General features: G+C 68.9%; 13 protein-coding genes, 1 tRNA gene, 1 pseudogene and 1 riboswitch. Of the genes and pseudogenes, 9 read left to right on the forward strand and 6 right to left on the reverse strand.

Features of this window, described 5'->3' with window-relative positions; all coding sequences use genetic code 11:
• The gene (locus Aco03nite_RS23065) at positions 1–2,337 is read left to right on the forward strand and encodes a M28 family peptidase (protein ID WP_203797706.1); all 2,337 of its coding nucleotides are present in this window, start codon (positions 1–3) and stop codon (positions 2,335–2,337) included.
• Positions 2,338–2,389: 52 nt separating this feature from the next.
• On the opposite strand, the gene Aco03nite_RS23070 is transcribed toward Aco03nite_RS23065, so the two are convergent.
• From Aco03nite_RS23070 to Aco03nite_RS23080, 3 genes are all read right to left on the reverse strand, one after another.
• Positions 2,390–2,674, reverse strand: a complete 285-nt coding sequence (locus tag Aco03nite_RS23070; protein WP_203797708.1) for a Smr/MutS family protein — start codon at positions 2,672–2,674, stop codon at positions 2,390–2,392.
• A 10-nt stretch (positions 2,675–2,684) separates the two neighbouring features.
• The gene (locus Aco03nite_RS23075) at positions 2,685–3,056 is read right to left on the reverse strand and encodes a tetratricopeptide repeat protein (protein WP_203797710.1); all 372 of its coding nucleotides are present in this window, start codon (positions 3,054–3,056) and stop codon (positions 2,685–2,687) included.
• A gap of 86 nt (positions 3,057–3,142) precedes the next feature.
• Positions 3,143–3,367 (reverse strand): hypothetical protein, encoded by a 225-nt coding sequence (locus Aco03nite_RS23080; protein ID WP_203797713.1) that lies wholly within the window; start codon positions 3,365–3,367, stop codon positions 3,143–3,145.
• 185 nt (positions 3,368–3,552) lie between these two features.
• On the opposite strand from Aco03nite_RS23080, the gene Aco03nite_RS23085 reads away from it, so the two are divergent.
• From Aco03nite_RS23085 to Aco03nite_RS23110, 6 genes and pseudogenes are all read left to right on the forward strand, one after another.
• On the forward strand, positions 3,553–4,290 hold the full coding sequence (locus tag Aco03nite_RS23085; RefSeq protein ID WP_092549042.1) for a response regulator transcription factor: 738 nt from the start codon (positions 3,553–3,555) through the stop codon (positions 4,288–4,290).
• Positions 4,291–4,293: 3 nt separating this feature from the next.
• Positions 4,294–5,886, forward strand: a complete 1,593-nt coding sequence (locus Aco03nite_RS23090) for a sensor histidine kinase (RefSeq protein ID WP_203797714.1) — start codon at positions 4,294–4,296, stop codon at positions 5,884–5,886.
• 197 nt (positions 5,887–6,083) lie between these two features.
• Positions 6,084–7,148, forward strand: a complete 1,065-nt coding sequence (locus tag Aco03nite_RS23095) for a 3-deoxy-7-phosphoheptulonate synthase (protein WP_203797716.1) — start codon at positions 6,084–6,086, stop codon at positions 7,146–7,148.
• A gap of 93 nt (positions 7,149–7,241) precedes the next feature.
• Entirely contained in the window at positions 7,242–9,194 is a 1,953-nt protein-coding gene (locus Aco03nite_RS23100; RefSeq protein WP_203797718.1) for an ArnT family glycosyltransferase, read from the forward strand.
• Positions 9,191–9,997, forward strand: a pseudogene (locus tag Aco03nite_RS23105) (dolichyl-phosphate beta-glucosyltransferase); the annotation flags it as partial. The gene Aco03nite_RS23100 and the pseudogene Aco03nite_RS23105, both read left to right, overlap by 4 nt.
• Positions 9,998–10,273: 276 nt before the next feature.
• A complete protein-coding gene (locus Aco03nite_RS23110) occupies positions 10,274–10,570 on the forward strand; it encodes a DUF3040 domain-containing protein (RefSeq protein WP_203797720.1) in 297 nt (98 codons plus the stop codon).
• An 18-nt stretch (positions 10,571–10,588) separates the two neighbouring features.
• Here Aco03nite_RS23110 and Aco03nite_RS23115 read toward each other — a convergent pair whose 3' ends face one another.
• Positions 10,589–11,305, reverse strand: a complete 717-nt coding sequence (locus Aco03nite_RS23115) for a hypothetical protein (protein WP_203797722.1) — start codon at positions 11,303–11,305, stop codon at positions 10,589–10,591.
• A gap of 95 nt (positions 11,306–11,400) precedes the next feature.
• A complete protein-coding gene (locus Aco03nite_RS23120; RefSeq protein WP_239145357.1) occupies positions 11,401–16,140 on the reverse strand; it encodes an ExeM/NucH family extracellular endonuclease in 4,740 nt (1,579 codons plus the stop codon).
• Positions 16,141–16,725: 585 nt separating this feature from the next.
• Here Aco03nite_RS23120 and Aco03nite_RS23125 point away from each other — a divergent pair.
• Together Aco03nite_RS23125 and Aco03nite_RS23130 are read left to right on the forward strand one after the other, a co-directional pair.
• Positions 16,726–17,820: an LCP family protein gene (locus Aco03nite_RS23125; RefSeq protein WP_239145358.1), complete on the forward strand. Its 1,095-nt coding sequence runs from the start codon at positions 16,726–16,728 to the stop codon at positions 17,818–17,820.
• 35 nt (positions 17,821–17,855) lie between these two features.
• A tRNA-Arg gene (locus Aco03nite_RS23130) sits at positions 17,856–17,928 on the forward strand.
• A 54-nt stretch (positions 17,929–17,982) separates the two neighbouring features.
• Here the strand turns inward: Aco03nite_RS23130 and Aco03nite_RS23135 are convergent.
• On the reverse strand, positions 17,983–18,522 hold the full coding sequence (locus Aco03nite_RS23135) for a LysM peptidoglycan-binding domain-containing protein (RefSeq protein ID WP_203797725.1): 540 nt from the start codon (positions 18,520–18,522) through the stop codon (positions 17,983–17,985).
• Between the two features lie 5 nt (positions 18,523–18,527).
• A riboswitch (cyclic di-AMP (ydaO/yuaA leader) is annotated at positions 18,528–18,665 on the reverse strand.
• Between the last annotated feature and the right edge of the window lie 179 nt (positions 18,666–18,844).

The following is an 18,844-nucleotide window of genomic DNA, read 5'->3' on the forward strand; positions in this document are numbered from 1 at the left end:
ATGCGTGTCTCCGTCCTGACCCGACCGGCCGCCGTCCTGGTAGTTCTCGTTCTGGCCGGTTTCGCGGCGATCCGTTCCGCGCAGCCGCCCGCGGCGAGTGCCGATTCGGCGCCGGTGACCGAGTTCAGCGCTTCCCGGGCATTTGCGACGGTACGTGCCATCTCGGTCACGCCACATCCCGCCGGCAGTGCCGCCAACGACGCGGTCCGGGAGCACCTGCTGACCGGCCTGCGCGGGCTCGGCCTGTCCCCCGAGGTCCAGGACACGGTGTCGGTGCAGGGTGCCGGCCTGTCGTCGTCGGCGGGTGGCACCGGGTTCGCCCGGGTCCGCAACGTGGTGACGGTGATTCCGGGCACGCAGTCGACGGGCCGGGTGTTCCTGGTCGCGCACTACGACTCGGCGCAGATCGCCCCGGGCGCGAACGACGACGGCGCGGGCACCGCCACGATCCTGGAGACGGCCCGGGCGCTGGTCGCCGGGGAACGGCCGCGCAACGACGTGGTGCTGGTGCTGACCGACGCCGAGGAGGCCTGTCTCTGCGGGGCCAAGGCGTTCGTCGACCAGCATCCGCTGGCCCGCGACGGCGGCGTGGTGCTGAATCTGGAGGCGCGCGGCAGCAGCGGCCCGGCGATCATGTTCGAGACCACCGAGGGCAACCGGGAGCTGGTCGGGACGTACGCGAAGACCCCGTACCCGGTCGGCACGTCCTTCGCGGTGGAGATCTACCGGCTGCTGCCGAACGACACCGATTTCACCCCGTTCCGCGAGTCGGGCCGCTTCCAGGGTCTGAACAGCGCGTACATCGACGGCGCCGCGATCTATCACGCGCCGACCGACCGGCCGGAGGTGATGAACCAGGACAGCCTGCAGCACCACGGTGCGAACGCGCTCGCCCTGGCCCGCGAGTTCGGCGCGCTCGATCTGGGCACGCTCGGTGACTCCGGCGACGCCACCTACTTCCCGGTCCCGGGCCTGCTGATCCGCTACCCGGGTGAGCTGGTGCTGCCTCTGGCGGTGCTGGCCCTGATCCTGACCCTGGTGCTGGCCTGGACGATCGGCCGGCGGACGATCGCGCAGCGCCCGGCCGGCTGGCGGAGGATCCGGAACCTGACGGGTGCCGGCCGGATGTTCACCGCGATCCTGCTGACCCTGATCCCGATCGTGGTGGCCCCGCTGCTCGCGCAGGGCCTGTGGACTCTGCTGGTGCTGATCCGGCCGGCGTACGGCGGTCTGCCGATCGACCCGTACCGTCCGATGTGGTACCGCATGGCAGTGATCGCCCTGGCCGTCCTGACCGTCCTGGTCTGGTACGCCCTGCTCCGCCGCCGGTCGACCCCGGCCGCGCTGGCCGCCGGCGGGCTGTTCTGGCTGGCCGTCCTCGGTGTGCTGCTGGCCGTGTTCACCCCGGGCGGCGCTTACCTGGCCACCCTGCCCGCGCTGGCCGGCGCGACGGCCGCCCTGGCCGCTCAGCGGCTGAAGAGCTGGCCGGCCACCGCGGTCACCACCGTCGGCGCCCTGGTCGCGATCGTGATCCTGTTGCCGACCGTGCTGATGCTGTTCCCCGCGCTGGGCATGCCGATGGCCGGGGTCGGCGCGTTCCTGACCGTGCTGCTGGCCCTGGCGCTGCTGCCCGTGCTCGAATTCTTCAAAACCGGTCTTCCGGTGCGCTGGGCGATGGAAATAGCAACAGCGGCAGTCGTGGTGGTGTGCACGGGGACAGGACTGGCCGTCGACACCTTCGACGCCGAGCACCCGTCGCTGACCCATCTGATGTACGCGCTGGACGCCGACACCGGCACGGCCACCTGGCTGAGCGCCGAGGCCGAGCCGCAGAAGTGGACCGCCGGATACGTGTCGAACCCGCCCGCGACGGTCGCCGACACGTTCCCGGCGTTCGGCGACGAGTTGCTGCGCAGCGGCCCGGCACCGGCCGCGACCCTGCCCGCACCGGCGCTGACCCTGGTCTCGGAGACCCGCGGCGACGACCGGCGCACCATGAAACTGCTGCTCGATCCGCAGCGTGCGGTCCGTTTCACCACGCTGCACGTGTCCACCACGACGCCTGTCACCGCGGCCCGGATCGGCGGGCAGCCGGCTGAGATCGGCCCGGCGCGACCGGGGAAGTGGGGCTTCGGTTTTGTCTTCCACGCGCCCCCGGAGACCGGTGTCGAGATCGAGTTGACCGTCGGCACCACCGGCCTGGTGACGTTCCAGGTCATGGACGGCAGCGACGACCTGCCCACGGCCCCGGGTTTCCAGCCCCGCCCCTCGGGCGTCGGCGTCCTGGGCTCACACAGCAGCGAGCTGGTGGCGGTCGGGAAGACCTACACCCTTTAAAAGCCGATTGCGGCGGTACGCCCACCCAGGCGTACCGCCGCAAAGGTTTTGATCATCGGCCCCGGGCCCGACCGCGGCTGGGCGCATTGTGCCGGAAGTGGACGAAGAGCCGGCCCCAGTTGTCGCCGTCCTTCTCCACCCGGTGGTAGAGCTGCTTGATCTCTTTCTGATCGAGGAAGCGGATGACCTTCTTCTTCAGGGCTCCGCTGCCCTTGCCGGGGATGATCTCGACGAGGGCGGCCTTCTTCTCGATCGCCTCGTCGATGATCCCCCGCAGGGCGCGGTCGATCTCTTGGCCCTTGTTGAAGATGTCGTGCAGGTCCAGCTTCAGCTTCACGATCGTGACCTTACGCCGCGCTCGACTTGCCCAGCCACGTCTCGACCCGGCGCAGTGCCTCCTGGTAGTCGGTCTGCGTCTTCATCGCGGCGGCCAGCCGCAGGTGCGGCAGCGCCTCCCGGAACCGGCCGTCGCGCTCCAGGGTCCGGCCGAGCACGTGGTGCGCGTAGTGGTCGGACGGGTCGTGCTCGACCAGCACCCGCAACTGCTCCTCGGCCCGGCCCAGTTGAGCCGAGTTGAAGTAGGCGCGGGCCAGCAGTTGACGGACCGCGGTGTTGTGCGGCTCGGCCCGGGTTATCGGCTCCAGCAGCCGGGCAGCGCCGAGCGGGTCGCCCGACTCGAAGAAGAAGGTGGCCCTGCGGTAGTCCTCGAGAAGATCCATTGATCACTCCTCACGCTCGCGCCGCACTTTGACCAACGCTCGCACAACAACGCCCGGACATCGAGTGTTCCCCCGCTACGAGGTTGTCAACGTTTGAGCAGCAGCAGCGCCAGACCACCGGTGAGCAGGTATCCGCCGATGGCGGCGAGCAGCATCGGGCTGAGTCCCCCGCCGGGCAGTTCGACCGCGGCCGACTCGGTGTTCTCCGGCCGGCGTGGTTCGGTCCGCTCGGAACCGGCCGATGGTGACAGCGGGAAGAGCACCAGCAGGAGTGCCGAAAATATGACTGATAAGCGATGTTTAAATCCCATAACGCTCAGTATGTAATTGTCTGTCACCCGATTCTCAAGGTCCGGAACCGGTGTGCCGAAACTAAAATGTCAGTGCGACATTGGGACGGCCTGTGGTCCGGTCGTGAGCCGACTGTGCCGGACACACAGCTGGCACACAGCAGACCGAAAGCCGGCACCGAGCGTGGGATCGCACAGTAAAGGGCATGACGATGGCGAACACCGATCCGAGCACCGAACTCCGGCGTCCCGACGGAACCCCGGTCCGGGTGCTGGTCGTGGATGACGAACCGACGCTGGCCGAGCTGCTGTCGATGGCTCTGCGCTACGAGGGCTGGGACGTCCGCAGCGCCGGCGACGGCATGACCGCGGTGCGCACCGCGCGTGACTTCCGCCCGGATGCCGTCGTCCTCGACATGATGCTGCCCGACATCGACGGCCTCGAGGTGCTGCGCCGCCTGCGCGGGGAGTCGCCCGAGGTGCCGGTGCTGTTCCTCACCGCCAAGGACTCGGTGGAGGACCGGATCACCGGCCTCACCGCCGGTGGCGACGACTACGTGACCAAGCCGTTCAGCCTGGAAGAGGTGGTGGCCCGGCTGCGCGGCCTGATGCGCCGGATGGGGCACGCCCCGATGCGCACCGAGTCGCAGCTGGTCGTCGGCGACCTCACGCTGGACGAGGACTCGCACGAGGTGCGCCGGGCCGGTGACCTGATCACGCTGACCGCCACCGAGTTCGAGCTGCTGCGCTACCTGATGCGCAACCCGCGCCGGGTACTGAGCAAGCCGCAGATCCTGGACCGGGTGTGGAACTACGACTTCGGCGGGCAGGCGAACGTGGTCGAGCTCTACATCTCGTACCTGCGGAAGAAGATCGACGCCGGCCGGGCGCCGATGATCCACACCATGCGCGGCGCCGGTTACGTGCTGAAGCCGGCCGACTGACCGATGAGCTCCGCCGCCCCGGCTGCCCGCCGCACCCGCTGGATCGATCCCGCGGGCTGGCCGCTGCGCACCCGCATCGTCACCACCATGATCGCGCTGCTCGCGGTGCTGGGCCTGGTCGTCGGCGGCACCGCCGAGCTCTACCTCTACAACTCGCTGCACAAGCAGGTCGACACCGAGGTGGACGACCTGAGCCGGCGCATCGGCTTCAAGGATCTGGACAAGGGCGCCTTCGGTGATCCCGGCAAGAAGCCCCTCGGTCAGCAGCCCGACAACGACCCGTCCACGAAGCAGGCCAACAACCTTCCCGGTGGCATCCCCCGGGACGCGATCGTCCTGCAGAAGTTGACGGACGGCACGTTCGACGGTGGTGTGCTCAAGTTCCAGCCCACCGTCCCCGACGAGGTGCAGACCCTCAGCGCCACGGCTCTGGCGACCGTGATCGAGGACGTCCCGGCGGACGGCAGCAAGGCCGACGTCTCGGTCGGTGACGGCTTGCCGCAGTACCGGATGAAGAAGGTCACCAAGGACACCGGCGACGTCTACTACATCGGGATCTCCCTGAAGGAGTCGAACAGCACCCTGCTCCAGGTGGCCCTGTTCACCGGCTGTGTGATTCTCGGATCGCTGATCATCGCGGGCTGGGGTGGGGCGCTCATCGTCCGCCGTACCCTGATGCCTCTCGATCGGGTCGCGGCGACCGCGACCCGGGTCTCCGAGCTGCGCCTGGACCGCGGCGAGGTGCAACTCGCGCAGCGGGTGCCCGAGCAGGACACCGATCCCCGCACCGAGGTCGGCCAGGTCGGCGCCGCCCTGAACCGGATGCTCGACCACGTCGGCAACGCCCTGGAGGCGCGGCACGCGAGCGAGATGCAGGTCCGCCAGTTCGTCGCGGACGCCAGCCACGAGCTGCGCACCCCGCTGGCCGCGATCCGTGGGTACGCCGAGTTGAGCCGCCGCAGCCGCAAGCCGATCCCGGACGAGATCGCGCACGTGCTGACCCGGGTCGAGTCCGAGGCGAAGCGGATGACCGCCCTGGTCGAGGACCTGCTGCTGCTGGCCCGTCTGGACGCCGGCCGGCCCCTCGCACAGGACCCGGTGGACCTGACCATGCTGGCCGTCGACGCGACGAGTGACGCGCACGCCGCCGGCCCGCGGCACTACTGGCAGCTGGACCTGCCGGAGGAGCCGGTCACCGTGATCGGCGACGGCGCCCGGCTGCACCAGGTGGTGGCGAACCTGCTGGCCAACGCCCGCACGCACACGCCGGAGGGCTCGACCGTCACGGTCAAGGTCGGTTCGGTGCCGAACGCCGCCGTGGTCCAGGTGATCGACAACGGTCCCGGCATCCAGCAGGACCTGGTGCCGCGCATCTTCGAGCGGTTCGCCCGGGGCGACAGCTCCCGGTCCCGGGCGGCCGGCAGCACCGGTCTGGGCCTGTCGATCGTGCACGCCGTGGTCACGTCACATCGTGGGAAGGTGGGTGTGCAGAGCCGCCCTGGTCAGACCATATTCACGGTGATGCTTCCGCTCGGCCCGCCTCCTGTCGTCCCAACAGCTGAACAACGGCCGCAGATGCTGCATCCGGTCCGGTGATGCGGCTATGCTGGCGGGCATGTCTCGGATGTGGTCCTTCTATTGGTTTACGAGGCCGGCTCAAGCCGGTGCCTCGGCCATGACCGCATGACCTGAGACACCCGCCAGAGCCGGCGAAGGCAGCGACGAAGTCGCTGCCTTTTTGTTTGCCCCGAGCAAACCGGCTCTGACGCAGGGCCGGTCGAAGGAGAGAGACCATGACCGCCCCTGAGGTACAGCGCGTTCGGGACCAGCGCATCGAGAAGGTCGTCCCGCTGATGAGCCCGGCTCTGCTGCACCACGAGTTGCCGCTGACCAGCGAGTGCCACGACACCGTGCTGGAGGGCCGTAAGCAGGTCGAGGATGTCCTGAACGGCCGAGATCAACGCCTGATCGTGGTCGTCGGCCCGTGTTCGGTGCACGATCCGGTGGCCGCCGGCGAGTACGCGGACCGGCTCGAGCTGGAGGCCGAGCGGCTCAAGGAGGACCTGCTGATCGTGATGCGGGTGTACTTCGAGAAGCCGCGTTCCACGGTCGGCTGGAAGGGCCTGATCATGGACCCGGCCCTGGACGGCTCGGGTGACGTCGGCGCCGGTCTGCGGATCGCCCGCAAGCTGCTGCTGGAGGTCGTGGACCGGGGTCTGCCGGTGGCCGTGGAGTTCCTCGACCCGATCACCCCGCAGTACATCGCGGACACCGTGGCCTGGGGTGCGATCGGCGCCCGGACGGTCGAGTCGCAGGTGCACCGCCAGCTCTCGTCCGGTCTGTCGATGCCGATCGGGATGAAGAACCGCCCGGACGGCAGCGTCTCCACCGCGGTCGACGCGATCCAGGCCGCCGAGGCGAAGCACGTCTTCCCCGGCATCGACTACTCGGGCACCCCGGCGATCCTGCACACCGCCGGCAACCCGGACTGCCATCTGGTGCTGCGCGGTGGCGGCGGCAAGCCGAACTACAGCGCCGAGGACGTCGAGTCGTCGCTGGCGCTGCTGCGCAAGGCCGGCCTGCCGGAGCGTCTGGTGATCGACTGCTCGCACGGCAACAGCAGCAAGGACCACAACCGGCAGCCGATCGTGGCCGAGGACATCGCCCGGCAGATGGAGGCCGGTCAGCACGCGATCAGCGGCGTGATGCTGGAGAGCTTCCTGGAGCCGGGCCGGCAGGATCTGGGCGGCGAGCTGACCTACGGCCAGTCGGTCACCGACGCCTGCATGGGCTGGGACGCCACGGTGAGCGTGCTGGAGCGGCTGGCGGCCGCGTCCGCGAAGCGCCGCACGCTCTGAAGCAGCGACCCCCTGTGAGTCCGATGGGGACTCACAGGGGTCACACAGGGACGTGACAAGAGCGGGACAGGGCCCCGGCGAACCGTTGGCCCGGTGAACTCCCGCTGGGTCCGCCCCTCCCTGTGCCTCCTGTTGCTGTCCACCGCGGTGCTCTACCTCTGGGGCCTGTCCGAGTCCGGCTGGGCCAACGCGTTCTACTCGGCGGCCGTGCAGGCCGGTTCGGAGAGCTGGACGGCGTTCTTCTTCGGTTCCTCGGACGCCGCCAACGCGATCACCGTCGACAAGACACCCGCCTCGCTCTGGATCATGGCGCTGTCGGTGCGGATCTTCGGTCTCAGCTCGTGGAGCATCCTGGTCCCGCAGGCACTTCTCGGAGTTGCCACGACCGGTTTGCTGTACGCCACGGTGAAGCGCTCCTTCGGTCCCGCCGCCGGGCTGCTGGCCGGTGCGATCTCGGCGCTGACCCCGGTGGCGGTGCTGATGTTCCGTTTCAACAACCCGGACGCGCTGCTGGTGCTGCTGATGGTCGGCGGGGCGTACACGATCCTGCGCGCCGTCGAGTCGGGCGCCACCAGGTGGGTGGTGCTGACCGGCGTGCTGATCGGGTTCGCGTTCCTGGCCAAGCAGTTGCAGGCGCTGCTGGTGGTGCCGGCGTTCGGCCTGGCGTACCTGATCGCCGGCCCGCCGAAGCTGGGCAGGCGCTTCGTTCAGCTGCTGCTGGCACTGGTCGCGATGGTGGTGTCCGCCGGGTGGTACATCGCCGTCGTCGAGCTGGTGCCGGCGTCGATGCGCCCGTACATCGGCGGTTCGCAGAACAACAGCCTGCTCGAACTCACCCTCGGTTACAACGGTCTGGGCCGGCTCAACGGCGAGGAGTCCGGCAGTGTCGGCAACGCCACGAGCCGGCTGAGCGAGGTCGGCCTGAGCCGTCTGTTCAACAGCGCGCAGGGCGGTCAGATCTCCTGGCTGCTGCCGGCCGCGCTGATCATGCTGGCCGCCGGTCTGGCGCTCACCGCCCGGCGGGCCCGCACCGACGTCCAGCGGGCCGCGCTCGTGGTCTGGGGCATGTGGCTGCTGGTCACCGGGCTGATCTTCAGCTACATGCAGGGCATCTTCCACGCGTACTACACGGTGGCCCTGGCCCCGGCGATCGGCGCGGTGGTCGCGATGGGCGCCGCGCTGCTGTGGAAGAGGCGCACCGAACTGTTCGCGGCGCTCACCCTGGCCGCGGCGATCGGGGTGACCGCCTGGTGGTCGTGGACGCTGCTCGGCCGTAGTTCCGACTTCGTGCCGTGGCTGCGCCTGCCGATCCTGATCGCCGGGTTGCTGGCGGCGGTCGCGGTGGTCCTCTCGGTCCGGCTCACGGCGCGGCTGGCAGTGGTCGCCGCGACCGTCGCGGCGGTCGCCGGTCTGGCCGGGCCGGCTGCGTACGCGGCGCAGACCGTCTCCGAACCGCACACCGGCTCGATCCCGACCGCCGGCCCGTCGGTCTCCGGCGGACGGGGCGGTTTCCCGGGCGGCGGTGGCGGCATGAACGGCGGCGGCCGGAACCGCGGTGGCCAGAACAATGCCCGGGACGGCGGTGGCTTCCCCGGCGGCGGCCCCGGCCGCGGATCCACGCCTGATGAGAGCGCTCAGGGCGGCCGGGGAACACGCGGTGGCGGCGGCAACAGCGGCCTGCTCGACGCCAGCGAGGTCAGCGCCGAGGTGAAGGCCCTGCTGGAGACGAACGCCGGCGACTACACCTGGGTGGCCGCGGCGATCGGCTCGCAGAACGCGTCCGGCTACCAGCTGGAGACGCAGCAGCCGGTGATGGCGGTCGGCGGGTTCAACGGCACCGACCCGTCCCCGACCCTTGCCGAGTTCCAGCAGTACGTCGCCGACGGAAAGATCCACTACTTCATCGCCGGCGGCGGTTTCGCCCGCAACGGTGGTAACGGCGGCAGCAACGAGAGCGGCCGGATCTCCGCGTGGGTGTCCGCGAACTTCACCGCGCAAACGGTCGGCGGCGCCACCCTCTACGACCTGACGGCGGTGAACCGATGACCCTGTCCACCCTGCCCTCGTCCGGCACCGGTCACAGCCGGGTCGCGGCGCCGGTCCTCGACGTGGTGATCCCGGTCCACAACGAGGAGGTGGATCTGGAACCGGGTGTCCGGCGGCTGCACGCCTATCTGGCGGAGAGCTTCCCGTACCGGTTCCGGATCACCATCGCCGACAACGCGAGCATCGACGGCACCGCGCGGATGGCGCATCGCCTGGCGCAGACGTTCCCCGAGGTCGAGGCGGTGCACCTGCCGGAGAAGGGGCGCGGACGGGCGCTCAAGCACGTCTGGTCGCACTCCGACGCCGCGGTCCTGGCGTACATGGACGTGGATCTGTCCACCGATCTCGGCGCCCTGCTGCCGCTGGTGGCGCCGCTGATCTCGGGGCACTCGGACCTGGCGATCGGGTCGCGGCTGGCGCGTGGCTCGCGGGTGGTCCGCGGCGCTAAACGGGAGCTGATCTCCCGGGGTTACAACCTGCTGCTGCGGGGCGCGCTGGCCGCCCGGTTCTCCGACGCGCAGTGCGGTTTCAAGGCGATCCGGTCCGATGTGGCCGGACGGCTGCTGCCGATGGTCGAGGATCCGGGCTGGTTCTTCGACACCGAGCTGCTGGTGCTCGCCGAACGGGCCGGGCTGCGCATCCACGAGGTGCCGGTGGACTGGGTGGACGATCCGGACAGCCGGGTGGACATCGTGGCGACGGCGGTGGCCGACCTGAAGGGGATCGTCCGGGTGGCCCGCGCGCTGAGTACCGGCCGGTTACCGCTGGCGACTCTGCGTGCGCAGCTGGGCCGTGACCCGCTGTCGTGGCGGGTGAGCCGGCCGCACTGATCGTGATCCGCCGCGTCACCCCTGAGATGCCGTGCTGAGCGGGACCGGCCGTAATTCCTGATCAACTGGACCGTTGTACCCGAAGTCGCGGGATTTCAACAGGTCCTGTTGTCCGGAACACAACGGACCGAAAATTCGGCACACGCAGACGTATCACGAACGCAACTCAGAGGTAACAATGAGCACTGATCGGGATCTGCACATCTCGATCCATGCTTCACCGGCGCGGCAGACCGGAAGGTAGCGATCATGCTCAGCAAAGAGGACACCCGGCGGCTGGCAGCCCTGGAACGCCAATTACGGCGTGACGATCCCGATTTCTGTGCCCGGATGGGCGGCGGAAACTTCAGCGTGTCATCAACCGGTCGCCCTCCGCTACCACTGTTCGTGGTGGCCGCCGTGATCACCGTGACCGCTGTCGTCCTGGGAGCGGTCGGCTGGTGGATCGCCACCTCGATCGTCGGGGCGTGGGCCGTGATCACCCTGTCCGCGGCGATCCAGCGACTGCGCCGGCAGCGCGCCGAAACCGCGTACCGGCAAGCCTGAAAAAGTGTTGAAAAGGTCTTAAGTGCTGGTCGCGGCCTGGCTCTCGAACCGGCGGACGATCTCGACCAGCGCCCGGACCTGCCGCAGGACCGCGTCCGGCTCGGTGGACCGGTGCGGGCCCGCGCCGATGTCGACGATCGCGTCCGCCCGCACCCCGACCATGTTCAGCGGGCGGCGGTAGAGCGGCTCCTGCGCGGTGGCCCACTTGACGAAGGACCGGGACGGTTCGGGCAGGTAGACGATCCACGCCGTGCGCAGCGCCCCGGTGTCCGGTTTGCGGAAGTCGAAGACCACGAACTCCAGGTCGTCGAGGAAACCGCGCAGCACCGCGTAGGCCGGCTGGTCCTCGCCGAAGTCGGGGGTGTCGCTCCACGCCTCCAGCAGATCGCCGTCGACGTCGAGGAACTGCCAGCCGTTGCGGCGGGCGAGTTCGATCCGGTCGCCGACCCCGGCCGACTGCGGAACCGACCGGTCGGCGAAGAACACCAGCCAGACACCCGCGGCGGCGATCAGGCCACCGGCACCGAGAGTGAGCCGGCCCGCGAGACGGCCGATGCCGTCCGACTCCAGAGTGCGTGATGCGCCGTCACCGTAAGTGATGCATTGGCCGCCGACCTGTATCTCGGTAGCTCCACAGGACGCGCCGCCGTTCAGCAGCAGGATGACACCTAGGCAGAGAACTCCTAGTCCGACGATGAGGACGATCCACGAGGATCGACTCGTCCGGCCGTTCATCCAACCTCCCGTGTGCGGCTAGTGATCAAAGTACCGCTACAGGACGTGAAGAGGCCCCGGCCATACGGCGGGGGCCTCGACATGTGCGCAGGTTGTTACTTGGTGATACGCACCGTGTGCGTACGAACCGCGCTGGTGTTACCAGCCTTGTCCGTCGCCGAGTAGGTGATCACCAGCGTGCCCCTGGCGACGCCGCCGAGCTTGGCGCTCCAGACACCCTTGGCGTTCGGCGTGACGGTCTGCACCGTCGCCTTGGCCTGAGCGTCCTTCTTCGACTTCGCCTTGGTCCACTTACCGGCCTTGAGGTAGTACCAGGCACCGGACCGCTGCTCGATCGCCTTGACCTTCACCGTGGCGACACCGAGACCCTTGTCCGCGGCCTTGCCGGTGACCGTCTTCCAGGAGGCGGCCTTGGCCGGCTGCTTCGGCGTGGTCACGCTCACCGTCGGCTTGGCGGTGTCCTTGGTGACCTTGACGCTCCCGACCGCGACGACCTTGCCGGAGCCGGCCGCGTTGGACGGCGTCACCTTGACCGCGAAAGTGCCGGCCTTGGTGTACGTGTGCGACACGGTCGCGTTCTTCGCCGTGATCGTGTTGGTGGTGCCGTCGCCCCAGTTGATCGCGAGCTTGGTGGCGCCGGTGACCCCGCTGACCGTGAGGTTGACCGACTGCTTCGCCCAGATCGACTTGGTGCTCAGCTTGTAGGCGCCGGCCTGCGCCTTCACCACCACCGGCGAACCGGTGACCTTGCCGGCGCCCTTGTTGCCCGCCTCGTCGGTCAGCGCGACGGTGACCGTGAAGCTGCCCGCCTTGGTGTACGCGTGCGTGGCCTTGGTGGTACCCACGGCCAGCGTCTGGGCGGCGCTGCCGTCGCCCCAGTTGATCACCCGGCTGATCTTCGCGTTGTCACTGACGTCGTCGTCCAGCGCGGACTCGGTCAGCGTCACCGACTGGCCCGGCCAGATCGCCGCCATGTTCAGGGCGTACGTGCCGGTCGGGGCGGTGGAGTCACCGGTGCCCGGGGTGCTGCGCGGCGTGACGTCGACGGTGATCGGGGTGAACTTGGCGAAGTAGTTGACCAGCATGGTCAGGTCGTTGTCGCCGGTCGTCACCTTGTTGGTGCCCAGGCCCAGGGTGGTGAAGTTGTCGCCACCCGCGGCGAGGAACGAGTTCGACGTGACCCGGTAGGTGCCGGCCGGGTTCAGCACGGTCCCGTTCAGCTTCAGGGACGAAGCGATGATCTTCGAGCCCCGGGGCTGGTTCACGTCGTACGAGTAGGTGAGGCCCTTCGACGAACCCAGGTGCAGCACCGGCCGGGACGCGCCGTCCGGCTGCCACTGCTCCTCCAGCACCTGCTTGATCTGCGCGCCGGTGAGAGTCTGGGTGACCACGTCGTTCGCGAACGGCTGGACGGCGAACGCGGCCGAGTAGGTCACGGTGCCATCGGTGCCGTACGCCAGGTCGGCACGCAGGCCGCCCGGGTTCATCAGCGCGATCTGCGCCCCGCCGCGACCGGCGTCGCTGGTCTGGTCGAGCTGCACGTCGGCGATGAAGTTGCCCATCGGCGACTCGGCGCCCCGGTCCTCGGCGCCGGCGGCGGTGTACGCCCGCTTGATGTCGCCGGTGATCTTGCCGAGCTCACGCTTGCCCAGCTCGGTGGCCTTGACCTTGGCGTCCGCCACGATCTGCTCGACCGCCGCGTTCGCCGGGTAACCGGTCACGTTCAGCAGCTCGGCCGTCGACGAGGTCACCGACTTGGTGGCCGGGTCGATGGTCAGGACCGCCTTGCCCAGCTTCAGACCGTAGTCCTCGGCCTGGATCACCGGACGGGTCTTGTTCGTACCGGGAACCGGCACCTGGAACGCGTACGGCTGGTGGGTGTGCCCGCTGAAGATCGCGTCGATCTCGGCGCTGACCTTGGTGAACTCGCCGAAGACCGGGTCGGCGGCGAGCTTCTCGGCGGAGCTGATGTTCTCGGTGGCCGCACCCTCGTGGGCGAGCAGCACCAGCACGTCGGCCTCACCGTTGGCCTCGTCGCCGTCGGAGAGCTGCGCGGCGAGGGTGTTGGTCTCGGCGATCGGGTCGCGGAACTCCACACCCTTGATGCCGTCCGGGCTGACCAGCGAACCGGTCTGCTCGGTCACCACACCGATGTAGCCGACATTGATGCCGCCGACGGTCTGCACGACGTAGCCGGGCAGGACCCGCTGGCCGTCCTTGTAGACGTTGGCCGCCAGGTACGGGAAGCCGGCCTTGTCGGAGACCCGGCCGAGCAGGTCGGACAGGCCCTTGTCGAACTCGTGGTTGCCGACCGCGGAGACGTTCAGGCCACCGGCGTTGAGTGCCGCCAGGGTCGGGTTGTCGTCGTCGATCGCCGAGATGAACGTGGAGGCGCCGATGTTGTCACCGACGGACACCCACGCGGTGTTCGGGTTGGCCTCCCGCAGCTGGTTGACCGCGCCGACCAGCTGGGCCGCGCCACCGTTGCCGGTGGACGGCGACTCGAGCCGGCCGTGGAAGTCGTTGATGCTCAGCAGCTGCAGGTCGATCGGGCCGGCGGTGCCGGTGGACAGGCCGACGACGACCGGGTCGTGGTCGCTGGAGCGGAACGGGCCGTTGTCGTAGAACGGGCCGTAGCCGTCGTACTGGAAGGCGAACGACTCGACCGAGTTGATGTTCCAGATGTCGACGCCGGTGACCCGGCTGCCGAGACCGGCACTGATCAGTGCGTGGTCCAGCGAACCGGACTCGCCGCTGAAGACGTAGGACGGGGCCTTGTCCGGGGCGTACGTCGCGTGCGCGTCCTTGAAGCCCTTGCCGTAGAGCGGCTGGAGCGGGTCCTCGTGGGTGTACGCGTTGAAGTCGCCCAGCAGGACCACGTTGTCGGTGCCGAGGCCGTCGACGAAGGTCGCCAGCGCCTGCCCCTGCCGGACCCGGTCGCCGTTGTAGGCGCCCTGTCCGTCACCGGTGTCGACGTTGTCCCCGGTCGGGGCGACCGAGGTGCTCTTCGACTTGAAGTGGTTCGCGACCACCGCGAAGTCGATCGACCCGGCGGTGAAGGTCTGCGCGATCGGCTCGCGGGCGTTGCCCCAGACCGTCTCGTCGTTGACCGACTTGGACGCGCCCTTCGGCGTGACCGAGGCCGGCTTGTAGATGATCGCGCTGGTGATGAAGTCCTGCTGGGCCGCGCCCGGCAGCTCGGCAGGCGACCGGACGTAGTCCCAGACACCCGCGCCGTCGACCGCGTTCAGCTCGCCGACCAGGGTCTTCAGCGCCAGCTGGGTCTCGACGGCCTCGAAGCGGACCGAGTTCTCGATCTCCATGAGCGCGACCACGTCGGCGTCCATGGCGGTGACCGCCGAGACGATCTTCGCTTCCTGCTTCTCCTTGGCGGCCTCGTTCGCCGCACCGCGCGCGTCGCCACCGAAGTGGACGAAGTAGTTCAGCACGTTGAAGCTGGCGACCTTGATGTCACCGCCGACGTTCACCGGAGCGCTGGTCCGCGGGTTGGACGCGGTGAACGTGGTGCCGAGGGCGGCCGGGTTCGCCGGCTGCAGGCGCCACTCGCTGAAGCCGTAGCTCAGCACACCGGCGCCGAACTTCTCGACGGTGTCGCCGACACGCAGCGGCGCGTCCTTGGTCATGTACGCCGGGGCCAGTCCGGCGTCCGCCAGGTTGGTGGTCCGGCCGTCGTCGACGAGGATCCGGCGGGCCTTGTTGTCGGCCTTCACCTCGGCCGCGGCGGCGCTGCCCGGACGGGCGACGTCGGTCGGGATCCGGGCCGGCTCGGCACCGGCGGCCAGGACGACCTCGCCGTACCGGTTGGTGTTGTAGACCTCCGACACGGTGAACTCACCGGCCGGTGCGACGAGCATGCCCTCGGCGGACTCGCGGGCCTCGTCGCTCAGCGGCAGGGTCAGCGGGACCGGGGTGGGCAGCGGGGCGTCGCTGGAGCAGACCTTGACGTCGGTCTTGGCGCCGATGGTGATCTGGGTGAGCGTGTTGTACTCGCTCACCGTGCCGGTCACCCGGACCACGTCACCGATCTCCACCGACGGGTGGTTGGCCGCGGTCGAGGTCAGGTAGACGAAGATGCCGTCCGAGGCGGTGCCGGCGGTGACCGGGCGGTCGCCGCCGCTGCCCGCGGTCTGGACGTAGATCCCGTTGTAACCACCGGTGCGGTGGTCGGCGGTGACGACGCCCTCGACGGTCACCACCGAGCCGGCCAGCGGGGTCGCCGCGCCGGTGCCCTGTACCTGCGCGATCGTGTGGGTGGCCGCGGTGTCGCAGCCGGGGGCCGGCTCCTCCGGCTCGGGCTCCTCCGGAGTGGTGGTCCCGCCGGTGTTGAGCTTGCCGAAGCTGCTCGCCGCCGGGCCGGTCCAGGTTCCGTCGATCTTCTGCAGCGAGTGGCCGACCGGGGTGCTGCTCTGCTCGGAGACTCCGATGTCGACGCTGGTCTGCCCGGCCGCCGGGCCGTTCTTCGCCTCGAAGACACCCTCGTAGCTGAGGAACTCGACGACCGTGCCGTCCGGCTCGACCAGGGCCACGCCGTCCGGGTTGCCGTTCTGGATGCCGTTGGCGGCGTACTCGGTGACGACCACACCGGACGCCGGCACGACACCGCTGAGCGTGGTGATCGGCGTGTAGGTGTTGCCGTTGTCCCCGTTGTAGAGGTACAGCTGCCAGCCGGTCAGGTCGAAGCCGACCGGGGCCTCGACCTCGATGGCCTCGCCGCTGTCGGTGCCGACGTTGTCGTAGTGGATCTCGCTGATGAACGGCGCATCGGTGGCCGCGGAAACCGGGCCGGTGAAGCTCAGGCAGAGCGTGGTCGCCATGACGGCAGCACCCAGCGCACGGAGACCCGCAGGGGTTCTCGGTACGGGGAGGAAGCGTCCGGCGTCACTCACGCTGCGTATGAAGGAACGCATCGAGGTTGACCCTCCGAAGGAGTGTTGATCCGCCGGAGCGTAGGTAAGTTCGATGACGAAAGATTCTCGGAAAGGTAACGGAAGAGCAATGGACGGCGTACTGGAGACAGGTTTTTCCCGTCGTTCATTGTTCGCGTTTGTACAGTCGACGGATCTTAGGTGGACGGTTACCTGCTGGTAACCTGCGGCGGGATACGAGCGGCCGCGCGATCCCAAGATCGTGTGCAAGGATGCAGATCCCTCGACGCTCGGCGGATCGGATCATCGGTGGCAGAAGAGGTTGCGGAAGAGTCGGCGGAGGAACCCGCGGACGAGGTCGCGAAGGAGCCTGCGGACGAGCCCGCTGAAAAAGCGGACGAACCCGCGGAAGAAGCGGACGAACCCGCGGAAGAAGCGGACGAACCCGCGGAGGAGCCTGCTGAAAAGGCGGAGGAACCCGCGGAAGAGCCCGTAGAGGTCAAGCGGCGTGCACCGCTCTGGGCGCGGTTGAGTGTGATCGTCGGTTCTGTCCTGATCATCATCAGTGGCGGCAGTTACGTGACCGCGCAGTCCGTGGTCGCGAAGTACACCGACGCGGTGACCGACGACAGCATCTTCGAGGCCCGCCCGGCCGCGGCGGCCCGTCCCCGGGAGAAGCAGGGCGACGAAGGGGACACCATCAAGGGCCCGCTGAACCTGCTGCTGGTCGGGATCGATCCCCGCGACGACAAGTCACCGCCGCTCTCCGACTCGATCATCCTGGCGCACGTGCCGGCCGACATGAGCACCGTCTACCTGTTCTCCATCCCCCGCGACCTGTACGTCGACATCCCGGCGTTCGACAAGGCCGGTTACCGCGGCGGCACCGGGAAGATCAACGGCTCGATGTCGCTCGGCAGCCATCTCGGCGACGGCAAGTTCAGCGCGCCCCAGGGCTTCCAGCTGCTGACCAGGACGGTCAGCGCGTACACCGGCATCAAGGAGTTCGACGCCGGGGCGATCGTCAACTTCGGCGGCTTCAAGAAGATCGTCGAGGCGATGGACGGCGTCACCATGACGATCGATCAGGAGGTGAAGTCCGAGCACCTGAAACCGGACGGAACCCCTCGTGACCGGCTGTCCCGCTGCGCCGACAACACCTGCGACCACCCGTACATCGGGGTGCAGAAGGTCTACCCGATGGGCACCTACCACCTGGAGGCGTGGGAGGCCCTGGACTACGTGCGGCAGCGCTACGGCCTGCCGAACGGCGACTATGACCGGCAGCGTCACCAGCAGCAGTTCGTCAAGGCGCTGGCCAAGCAGGCGATGAGCCGGGACGTGGTGACCGATCCGGCCAAACTGCTGAAGGTGATGGAGGCGGCCGGCGGCTCGCTGACCTTCTCCGGCGGCGGGTACAGCGTGCTCGACTGGGCGTTCGCACTGAAGGGCCTCAACGTCGACGACACCATCACGGTGAAGCTGCCCGGCGTCGGGAAGTTCTCCGGCAGCCGCTACCTGGGCGAGGAACTCGACCCCTCGACGAAGGAGTTCTTCCAGTCGGTACGCGAGGACAAGGTCGCCGGATTCCTGCTCGACCACCCGGAGTACGTGAACCTCGAGAGCTGAGCCGTCCTGGTACCCTCAGCTCAAGATACGACCGAGGGCTCGTAGCTCAGTGGATAGAGCAACCGCCTCCTAAGCGGTAGGTCGCGCGTTCAAATCGCGCCGGGCCCACTCACTTCCCCGGCCGTTCCGCACCCGCGGAACGGCCGGTTTCGTCTTTCCCGCTCAGAGCCGGATCCGCTGCCCCACGACCAGCCGGTTCGGGTTGCGCACGGTGCCGGAGTTGGCCCGGTGGAGCGCTTTCCAGCCGCCCCGCACGTGGTACCGCGCGGCGATGCCGGCCAGGGTGTCACCGCGGCGTACGACATAGCTGCCCGAGGTGTGCCGGACCGGGGCCCGGCGGGCGGAGCGGGACGCGGCCTTGTAGGCGTTGCGCCGTCCGCAGGTCGGCCACGCGCCGATCCCCTGTCCGCGCAGCACCCGTTCGGCGATCCGGATCTGCTCGGAGCGGCTGGCCCGGTTGGCGGTGCTGGCGTACCGCGATCCGCCGTAGGCCCGCCAGGTGCCGTGACTGAACTGCAGTCCGCCGTAGTACCCGTTTCCGGTGTTGATGCGCCAGTTGCCCCCGGATTCACAGTGCGCGATGGCGTCCCAGTTGACGTCGGCCGGCGCGGCGGCGGCGGGCCCGGAGAGCACGGCGCTTCCGGCGACGCAGGCGACCGCCAGTCCGATCACGCGCTTCCACTGTTCACTTGTCTGGACCATGTGCGTTGTCCTCCACGCCTGCGAGGTCAGCTGTCGGGTTCGGGCAGAGGTGCCCGGCCGCGTGATGCGGCTTCACCCCGAGGCGCCGTAGCGCCGAGGAACTCTTGGGTCCCCCGCTCCATGCCTTGGGTTCGTTGATCCGTGGCCGACGGCAGGACTCGGCGTTACCGGCCACGGTGCTCGCTCGCGCGAGCCGCTGACAGGCCGCACCTCATCCGAATGACCGAGATGCGACGATCGAGTTGTACGTCACAAATTAGCCGTTTGGATCTTCCTTTGTGTGGATAACGTGCTGATCTCGGCGCGCCGCGGTGGGTATCCA

The sequence above is a fragment of the Actinoplanes couchii genome, from assembly GCF_016862075.1.
In the GTDB taxonomy this organism is placed as follows: domain Bacteria; phylum Actinomycetota; class Actinomycetes; order Mycobacteriales; family Micromonosporaceae; genus Actinoplanes; species Actinoplanes couchii.